This window comes from Luteibacter sp. KNZ12-1A (assembly GCF_056755675.1).
The window spans coordinates 1-9,547 of record NZ_JBPGXU010000133.1 but is presented as its reverse complement, the minus strand read 5'-3'; the positions used below and the strand labels follow the sequence as shown (position 1 = coordinate 9,547).

Annotated in this window: 5 protein-coding genes; 3 read left to right on the top strand and 2 right to left on the bottom strand. The window is 64.7% G+C overall.

The features are described 5' to 3' along the window. Positions 1–212 precede the first annotated feature (212 nt). Complete coding sequence (locus ACR9ZJ_RS17805) at positions 213–3,335, bottom strand: TonB-dependent receptor domain-containing protein (protein ID WP_481281737.1); 3,123 nt, start codon at positions 3,333–3,335, stop codon at positions 213–215. A gap of 706 nt (positions 3,336–4,041) precedes the next feature. Here ACR9ZJ_RS17805 and ACR9ZJ_RS17800 point away from each other — a divergent pair. Then, positions 4,042–5,700 (top strand): Na+/H+ antiporter, encoded by a 1,659-nt coding sequence (locus ACR9ZJ_RS17800; RefSeq protein WP_481288511.1) that lies wholly within the window; start codon positions 4,042–4,044, stop codon positions 5,698–5,700. A gap of 52 nt (positions 5,701–5,752) precedes the next feature. On the opposite strand, the gene ACR9ZJ_RS17795 is transcribed toward ACR9ZJ_RS17800, so the two are convergent. After that, positions 5,753–6,544, bottom strand: a complete 792-nt coding sequence (locus tag ACR9ZJ_RS17795) for a TatD family hydrolase (RefSeq protein ID WP_481288510.1) — start codon at positions 6,542–6,544, stop codon at positions 5,753–5,755. Positions 6,545–7,097: 553 nt separating this feature from the next. On the opposite strand from ACR9ZJ_RS17795, the gene ACR9ZJ_RS17790 reads away from it, so the two are divergent. After that, complete coding sequence (locus ACR9ZJ_RS17790; RefSeq protein WP_448096110.1) at positions 7,098–7,541, top strand: post-PEP-CTERM-1 domain-containing protein; 444 nt, start codon at positions 7,098–7,100, stop codon at positions 7,539–7,541. Then, positions 7,538–9,517 carry a PA domain-containing protein gene (locus ACR9ZJ_RS17785; RefSeq protein ID WP_481281732.1) on the top strand — a complete coding sequence of 660 codons (1,980 nt, stop codon included), beginning with the start codon at positions 7,538–7,540 and terminating at the stop codon, positions 9,515–9,517. The genes ACR9ZJ_RS17790 and ACR9ZJ_RS17785 overlap by 4 nt, the downstream gene beginning before the upstream one ends. The last annotated feature ends 30 nt before the right edge of the window (positions 9,518–9,547 follow it).

The following is a 9,547-nucleotide window of genomic DNA, read 5'->3' as shown; positions in this document are numbered from 1 at the left end:
AGATGTGTATAAGAGACAGGGCCGGTTCCTACCTGGGCCGGTTCCTACCTGGGCCGGTTCCTACCTGGGCCAGCTCCCACCAGGGCCTGCTTCCCTCAAAGCCTTCCATCGACGCCATAAAAAAAGCCGCCCGTGGGAGCGGGCGGCGATCTGGGGAGGTTGCATCGGTCGCGCGCCAGGGGCGCGCGCCGTTGTCTTCTTGTGGTGGAGCGTCAGAGCGAGAAGTCGTACTCGGCGGACAGCTGCACGTAGCGCGGCTGCTGGAAGCTGGTGGGGATCTTGTACGTGCTTCCGGAGAGTGAATTGCCGCTGTCGTCCTCGCCCACTTCGTTGATCGACGTCGTGTGTTGCTTGTTGAAGACGTTGAAGACGTTCGCCGAAAGGGTGACGCCCTTCGCCCACACCGGCTTGTACGAAGCGTTCAGGTCGATGTTCCAGTAGCTCGGCGTGCGGCCGACCGAGCCGCGCTGGACCACCATGCCGTCGCAGTAGAGGTACGCGCCCGAGCCGTAGCCGCCGACCACCTGCGAGTCGATCGGGTTCAGGCCGTAGCAGTTCTCCGGGCGGCCGGTTTGGAACACGCCGTTGGCGCCCACGAGCCACTCGTCGTTGATTTGCCACGCGCCGTAGATCTTGAACGTGTGCTTGCGATCGTTCGGCAGGTAGCCGTTCGAACCGGCCATGATCTCCGGATAGTCGAACAACTCGGTCGTGCCGGTATCGGCCTGGCCGTTGCTGGAATCGACGCCACCTTCGGCATTGCCCCGCGTATGCGAGAAGACATACGACGTCTTCAGGTACCAGGTGTTGTCGAAGTTGCGCTCGGCGGTCAACTGCAACGCGAGATAGGAGCGCTTGTACTTGGGCTCACCCACGTCCACGCCCGGAAGGTGGATGTCGTAGAGCGTGCCGGTGGCATCCACCGGCGTACGCAGTGTCACCGAGCTGCCCGGATTGAAGATGTAACAACCGGGGACGTTGGCGTCGGCGGGGGTCAGGCTCGTGGTGTCGAGGTTGAGCCCGTACTGCGCGTTGGCCGCCTTGGCGATCGGACGGAAGTCACAGGAGTCGTCGATGCCGGTCAGCACCTTGCGGTAGATGGCCTTGGCACCGAAGGTCCAGTCGGCGACCTGCTGCTGCGCGCCCAGGATGAACTCACGCTGCTTGAACGGCTTCAGGTCCTTGGTGGCGACGGCACCCGGATTCGGAACCACGCCGGCTTCGCCGTTCGAGTAGATGATGCCGGTGCGCGACGGGAAGGCCGCCGCATACGCCGCGGGCAAGGCGCCGAGACCGGTGGGTGCGCCGGTCACCGGATCGATGCCCGTGTAGCTGAAGTACTGGTTCTGGTACAGCGAGGCCGATGAGCCGCGCAGGGCCACGTTGCCGTCCAGCGGCAGCGAATAATCGCCGGCGCTTCCATAGATCTTCAGCGTCGAATCGCCATGCACGTCCCACGAGAAGCCAAGGCGCGGCTGCCAGCTGTGCACCTGCTTCACATAGGTCTGGCCGAGGCTGTTGGTGTTCTCGAAGCCGTCGTTGCGCACGCCGATGCGGGCGACGAAGTTGTCGGTGATGTGCCAGTTGTCCTGCAGGTAGTACGACTTCTGCGTGATGCCCACCTTCGCGCCGGTGGCGAACACGGTCTGTTCGACGACGCTGTCCGCCGGATCGAGGCCGGGTGCGTGGCCGAGGATGGCTTCCGGCTGGGAGATGTACGTCCAGCGGCTGCCGCCCTCGTAGGCGGTACCGGTGTCGGTGGTGAAGTGGTCGCGCGCCCAACCGGCCTTCAACTCATGGTCGCCGAGGTGGTACTCGAAGTCGATGCGGCCGGCGTTACGCTTGTCTTCGCCGTCGGGCGTGTTGAGGAACCCGCTGGTGAACGAGCAGTGCGGGGCGGCGGTCCCGCCGTTGCTGACCGGAATGCGGTTGTCGACGATCAGGGGGCAGCCGGGCGAATTGGCCGCGTTGAAGATGTTGCCGTCGTATTCTTCCAGCGTGCCATCGGCCGTGGTGGCGCGTTCGTCGCGCCGGTTGGTGCTCTTGCCGTACTGCGCCGATATCGTGAAATCGTCGGTGATGTAGCTGGTGTACTTCAGGATGTTGTTCATGCCGCCGGTCTTGTCGTAGACCTGGCCGAGGTAGTCGCCCCGATGCGGTTGGCCGTCGGCGTCGTAGCTGTATCCGTAGATGCTCTGCTGCTGCGTGCTGCTGTCACTGAATCCGGTGTATTCGAGGATGTTGCTCTCGTTGATGTTCCAGTCCAGCTTGACCAGGTAGCGCGGGTCCTTGATCGTGGTCTTGTTGAAGTTGCCACTACCCGAGGAATCCCCGTAATGCTCGTCGGCCGTGCGCGTGCCGCCGACGAGGGCGAACATGAACAACTTGTCCTTGATCAGCGGACCGCCCAGCCACGCGTTCCAGCGCTGGCCGAAGTCGGTGGCGTTGCCGGTGTTGTTGTTGCCGACCACGTAGTTGCTGTTGTGCCGGTTGTTCTGCAGTAGGCTGCCGTTCTGCAAGTAGATGTTGGGCTGCTTGGCCTGGAACTGGTAAGGGTCCCAGGTGAAATCGACGCCGCCCTTCCATTCGTTCGTGCCGCGCTTGGTGTTCACCGAGATCACGCCGCCGGTGGAATTGCCATACTCGGCACCGTAGCCGCCGTCCTGGATTTCCTCCTGGTCGATCGCCTCGAACGGAACCTGCGAATAGGTGAGGCTCTGGAAGAAGTTGGTGACGTTGAAGCCGTTCACGTAGTAGCTGTTTTCGGCGACGGACGCGCCGCCGAAGGAGGCCAGGTTGCCGAAGGCGCTGTCGCCCTTGGTCGCGCCGGGTGCGAGCAGGGCCACGGCGGTCTGGTTGCGCGCCAGCGGCAGCTGCTTGATCTGTTCCGAGGTCATGACCGTGTTGGTCTGGCTCGAGGTGATGTCGATCGGCGGCAGCGCGTTCGCCGTCACCGACACGGTCGTCAGGTCCTGCGCATTCGCATTGGCCGCGCCGGCCGCATTGCCGGCGGCGAGGTTCAGGTTGAAGCCCTGGCCGGCGACGATCTGGATGTCGCGCGTGGAACTCTGGCCACCCTTGGTGGAAGTGATCTTGTAGTCGCCCGGAGGCAACGAAGAAATGTTGAAGCGGCCATCGCCACCGACGGTGGCGGAACGGCTCAGCCCGCTTCCCGTATTGGTGGCGGTGACCTGCGCCCCGGCATCGGCGGTGCCGTAGACGGCGCCGACCGTGCTCTGCGCAAAGCTGCCCGTGGCGACCAGGCCGAGGCCGAGCGCGATGGCGAACGATAACGAGCGCCGCCTGGTGCGCTCCATTGAGTAACGCGAATCCATGGTGATCTCCCCGGCCATTGGCCAAATGCTTCAAGTCGTCCCGTCATCCCTCGACGAACGGAACGGAGTGGTTCACGTGATGGCCGTCCGGGCCCCTGTATGGCGTCGATCTCCTCCGCATCGATGCGCCGCGTATTGCCGTTAACGAAACTGCAACAAGCGAGCGCAAACTACGCCCGGCCGACATCGGCACTCAATGCGAGTTGCATGAACGAAAGTTCTTGTCCCTCTTGTGCACGCGGTGGGCGCAAGGGCCGGATGCCCGGATCGCAAGGCCGACGTGGCGGAGGAATGCGGTTGTCCGCATGGCTGACGCAGGAAGATGCGCGGTGCGTTAAGGCGAAGATGAAAAAGTTTTCATGCGGAACGAAGAATTTTCGCTGCTTTCCGGAGACATAAAGCAGTCAAGGAATGAAAAGAGTTCTTCACGGAAGTCCGGGGGGGAGAGCACAAAGAATCGAGAAAGATGGGACGGCGCTTTGCGCTGCGGTTTCACCATCGTCTGGGGAGAACCCTGGTGGGAGCCGACCCTGTCAGCGGTGGGGCCCGTCGCAACCTGGCCCGCTGCCGCGGGATCGCCGACAGGGTCGGCTCCCACCAGGGCGTTCTCCACGACGGAGTTTCGATCCACCCGTTTATTGCCTTTTCGCCACCCTTCGACGTCGCATCGGTTGCCTATCCGCGCCGCCCCGGATAGCGTCGCGCGATGGATCTCGTCATCACCATCCTCTTGCTTCTCCTGGTCGTCGCCCTTTCCGGCGCGGTTGTCCGCGTCTTGCCGGTGAAGTTGCCATTGCCACTGTTGCAGATCGCCTTGGGGGCCCTGCTGGCGCGGCCATTCGGCATGCACGTGGAATTCGACCACGAACTGTTCTTCCTGCTCTTCATTCCGCCGTTGCTGTTCGCCGATGGCTGGCGAATCCCGAAGCGCGAACTGTTCCTGTTGCGCGGTCCGATCCTCGCGCTCGCCATCGGATTGGTGTTCTTCACCATCCTCGGCATCGGTTATTTCGTGCACTGGATGATTCCCACCGTGCCGCTCGCGGTGGCATTCGCCCTCGCGGCGGTCTTGTCGCCGACGGATGCGGTGGCGGTGACATCGATCACCGGCGATTCGACGATACCGCCACGCCTGATGCACATCCTTTCTGGCGAGGCGTTGCTCAACGATGCTTCAGGCCTCGTGGTGTTGCAGTTCGCGATAGCGGCGGAGCTCACGGGCCGGTTCTCGCTCGCGGCGGCGGCGGGCGATTTCGCCGTGATGGCACTAGGCGGCGTGGCCGCCGGTGCCTTTGTCGGCTACGTGTTCGGCATTTTCCGCCGGCGCCTCGTGCGGTGGAGCGACGAGGTCGATCCGGCGAGCCAGGTGGCCCTGTTGCTCCTGCTTCCCTTTGCCGCTTATTTGCTCGCGGAACATTTCGAAGTATCGGGAATCCTCGCCGCCGTCGCCGCGGGCATGACCATGAACTACACCGATGTGCTCAAGGGCGGCTATGTCGCGACGCGCATGCAGAACGGCGCGGTATGGTCGATGGTGGAATTCACCTTCAACGGCCTGATCTTCCTCCTGCTCGGCCTGCAGTTGCCAGGCATCGTCGACGGCGCGAAGAACGACCTTGTCCAGGCGGGTGGTGGGGCGATGTGGCACCTGCCTGCGTACGTGGTCGCCATCACCCTGGCGCTCGTCGTGTTGCGTTTCATCTGGGTGTGGGTGTCGTTGCGCTTCATGCTGATGCGTGCGCTGCATCGCGGTGAGAAACGTCCGAAAGTCGGTACGCGACTGGTCTGGACCACGGCATTGGCGGGCGTGCGTGGGGCCATCACCATGGCCGGCGTGCTTTCGTTGCCGCTGATGAAAAGCGGTGGCGTGCCGTTCCCCGTGCGCGACCTGATGATCCTCCTCGCCACCGGCGTCATCCTTTGCACGCTGCTGTTCGGTGCGATCGGCCTGCCGCTGTCCGTGAAGGGATTGAAGATTCCCGGCGAAGATCCGCGCGTGCGCGAGGAGCGCAAGGCGCGGGCACTGGCCGCGGAAGCGGCGTTGCGCGGCATCGCGGGTGAACAGCAGCGCGTGGAGGCCGGTGGCGACGAGAATGCCGTGGCACTGGCCTCGCGCGTCGCCGCTCGCGTCATGGCGGATTACCAGCAACGGCTCGAGGCCGCGGGTGAGGAAGGCGACGTGCCGGAGAAGGCGCGCGCCGAGGCAGGCACGGAACGCGTGATGCGGCTGGCCGCATTACGTGCGGAGCGGCGCGAGCTGTATGCGCTACGCCGCAGCCACGAGATCAACGATGAAACCTTGCAGACATTGTTGCGCGAGGTGGATCTCGCCGAAGCGGCGTTGACGGGGTTGCATTCGGGCTGACGATCCGTCCAGATGGTTGGATACGCGGCGTACTGCTTCGGGGGGCGAGCGGTCAGGTGGCGAGGTGGAAGAAGGCTTCCGTCGTGCGCACGCTTGCCTCGGTCAATGCCTCTCGCGTCTCGCCACGATCCCTCGCCACCTCGTCGCGGATGTGTGCCAGGTACATCGGCTCGTTGCGACGATCCTTCGGCATCGGGCGGATCGTGCGCGGGAGCAGGTAGGGCGCGTCGGTTTCCAGCATGAGCCGGTCTGCGGGAATCATCTTCACCAGCTCGCGCAGGTGCGCGCCCCGGCGCTCGTCGCAGATCCAGCCGGTGATGCCGATGTGGCAGTCCAGGTCGAGATAGTCGCGCAGTGCTTCGCCGGTATCGGTGAAGCAATGCACCACGGCCGCGGGGACGCGATCGCGATATCGCTTCAGGATGGCGAGGAAATCGTGGTGGGCGTCGCGCTGGTGAAGGAACAAGGGCTTCCCCACCTCGACGGCAATCTCCAGTTGACGTTCGAACACCTCCCGCTGGACGTCCCTCGGCGAATAATTGCGGTTGTAGTCCAGCCCGGTTTCACCGACCGCGCGAACTTCCGGCTCATTCGCGAGCCGGCGCAACAGCGCATGGGTTTCCTCGTCGTAGTCGATCGCGTGATGAGGATGCACCCCGGCGGTCGCGTAGAGGCGTCCGGCGTGGGCGCGGGCGAGTTCGAGGGCGTGCGTGCTGCCTTCACGTGAAGCGCCGGTGACGACCATCTTCCCCACGCCGTGGGCCGTCGCACGGGTCAGTACGGCGTCAAGATCTTGACGAAAGGAATCGTGGGTCAGGTTGGCGCCGATATCGATCAAGTCCATGATTTTTTTCGCTTTGAGACCATTGTTGTAGAGATGTAACAGGACGTTATTGTCACGCAAGGCTATGAATTGAAAACCTATCCAGACGTTTGATCATCGTTTGCGCGGGGTTTCCCGCACGTATGTTTGGAGGGCACGGAAATTTGCGTCAAACGATTGACGTTCGCATTTTCCTGCTGCTACGTTCCAACGACCGCCGTCAATAAGACGACGCGCCGGAGGGCGCAAGAAGGATCTATTCGACCTTTTCGCAGGGGACGTCCGCCAGGACATCAAAAGGGATGACGACCGGCAACCGGCCGTCCGCCAGCAGTACCAAGGGTAAGGGGTAGTGCAGATGGTAAATCGTTCGATCGCACCATGTCGCCGCGGCAAGTCCATGCACCGGGGCATCACCACGTCATGAATCGTCACCGCTGGCGCGTGCGCGCCGGCGGGCAGGGATTGGCGTTGAGGGGAACGTCGAATCCTCGAGTGTTTACGCCGGCGAGGGGGTCTTCGCCGGTGGGCGTGCAGGGAGGGGTCCCGGCGCCGCACTAGGGAGGTATGGGTAATGACTTCACGATCACTGGCACAGGCCTTGGGTCTCGTGCTGACGGGCATCTTCACGGTGGCGGGGGCGGCACATGCCGCCGATACGCCACATGCGACCCAGCCCCAGACCGTCATGGTCCAGGGCGTCCAGGTCGCTATCGATCCTTCGACCGGCCGCCTCCGCGAGCCGACGGCGGCCGAGCGCGCGGCGCTTTCGAAGGCTTTCCAGGTCCGTTCCAGCCGGGCCGCCTCGCTGTCGGCGCAGCCGCGCACCGCGGCCGATGCGAAATCCACGTTCCGCACGGTGAGCCTCGGCAACGGCGTCCGCGCCAAGGCCGTGCGCGTGCCGCAGGAACTGATGAGCAGCGTCGTGGCCGAACGCGCGCCCGACGGAACGCTCAGCGTGCACCACGACGACCATGGCGTGCAGGCCGCGCCGAAGGCGCCGGAGGTGACCCGATGATCCGCCGCACTCTCCTCTTCACCGCGCTCGCCGCCGCCGGCCTGTTCGCCACGGTCGGTGCCCAGGCCGCCGAGATCAAGATCGTCAACCAGGACGTCGGCACCGGCCAGGGTCTCGACGACCCGACGCCAGCCGCACCGGTCGGTGGCAATCCCGGCACCACGGTCGGCAAGCAGGCGCTGAACGTCTACCAGTTCGCCGCCGATATCTGGGGCGCCGTGTTGCAGAGCGACGTCACGATCGTGAACAACGCGACCTTCGAGCCGCTGTCGTGCGATGCCACCTCGGGCGTGCTCGGTTCCTCCGGCACCACGTATATCTTCTATTTCGACGACGCCAGCACGTTGCCGCCTGGCGCCGTGCGCAACACCTGGTACCACTCGGCGCTGTTCGATGCCCTGACCCACGAAGACGGCGTGCCGGGCGAAGCCGATATCCAGAGCCAGTTCAACGGTGCACTCGGAACGCCGGGTTGCCTGGAGGGTTCGCGCTGGTACTTCGGCCTGGATGGCAAGACGCCGGCGGGCTCGATCAACTTCCTCAACGTCGTGCTCCACGAAATGGCCCACGGCCTGGGCTTCTCCGGCTTCAACAGCCTGACCACCGGTTCGCCGTACGTCGGCGATGACGGCGTGGCGCGTCCTGACATCTATTCCACCTTCGTCTTCAACGACACGCAGATGAAGAAGTGGTACGACCTCACGCCGGCGCAGCGCGTCACGGCGGCACTGGACGACGGCAAGCTCGTGTTCACCGGCGCCACCGTGAAGGCGGAGGCGCCGCTGGCTCTCGGGACGCCGAATGTCTTCCGCGTGACGGCACCGGCCGCGGCGGCGGGCGACTACGGTTATTCGCAGGCCGCGTTCGGCCCGACGGCGACCTCGTCCAACTTCACCGGCAGCGTGGTCCAGGCCTCGCCGGCCGACGGTTGCGCGGCGATCACCAACGGCTCGGCGATCGCGGGCAAGATCGCGTTGATCGACCGCGGTACCTGCGACTTCACCGTGAAGACGCTCAACGCGCAGGCGGCCGGCGCATCCGCCGTGCTCATCGCCAACAACCAGGCCGGCGCCATCACGCCGGGAGGCACGCCCGCCTCGCCGGTGAACATCCCGGTGATCGCGGTGAGCCAGGTCGACGGCAACAAGCTGAAGGCGAACCTCACCGGCCTGACCGGCGCCGTGGGCACGGGCACCGGTCTCGCCGGCACCGATGCACAGGGCAACGTCCAGCTGTATGCGCCGACCGTGCTCGCCCAGGGTTCGTCGTTCTCGCACTACGACACGCGCCTGACCCCGAACGCGATCATGGAATACGCGATCAGCCAGGATCTCGTCGGCCAGATCGACGTCGACCTGACGCCCGCGCTGTTCCAGGACATCGGCTGGGGCCTCAACCGCACGTCGCAGAAGCTGCTCACCTGCGATACCGGCATCCCGACCCTCGTGCCGGGCGGCGTGATCATCGGCGCCAACGTGATCGCCAATGCGCAGATCCTCGCCGGTGCCGCCGCGAGTGTCGGTGACTACCGCACAGCCGTGCATGCCTATGCCGGCCAGCTCGCCACCGATGGCCTCATCACGGCCGGCCAGGCCACCAGCCTCAACGCATGCCTGTCCGATGCGGAGACGCAGTCGCAGTACGACGCATGGGGTCCGCCGCCGGCGCCTCCGGGCATCGTGCTGAGCAACAACACCGCGCTGGGCAACCAGAAGGGTGCGGCCGGTGCGAGCACCGTCTACCTCCTGACGGTGCCGGCCAACGCGAAGACGCTGACCCTGCGCACCTTCGGTGGCTCGGGTGACGTGTCGATCTCGGTGACCGATCCGAGCGGCAAGGTGAAGGACCAGCCGAACCGTCCGGGCAACAGCGAACCGTTCACTGCCGGCAAGCCGGCGGCCGGCACATGGACGCTGACCGTGAAGGGAGTCAAGGCGTACTCGGGCGTAAGCGTCCTGGGTGCGTACACGCTCTGACGCACGACATGGAAGAGGCCCCGGTTCGCC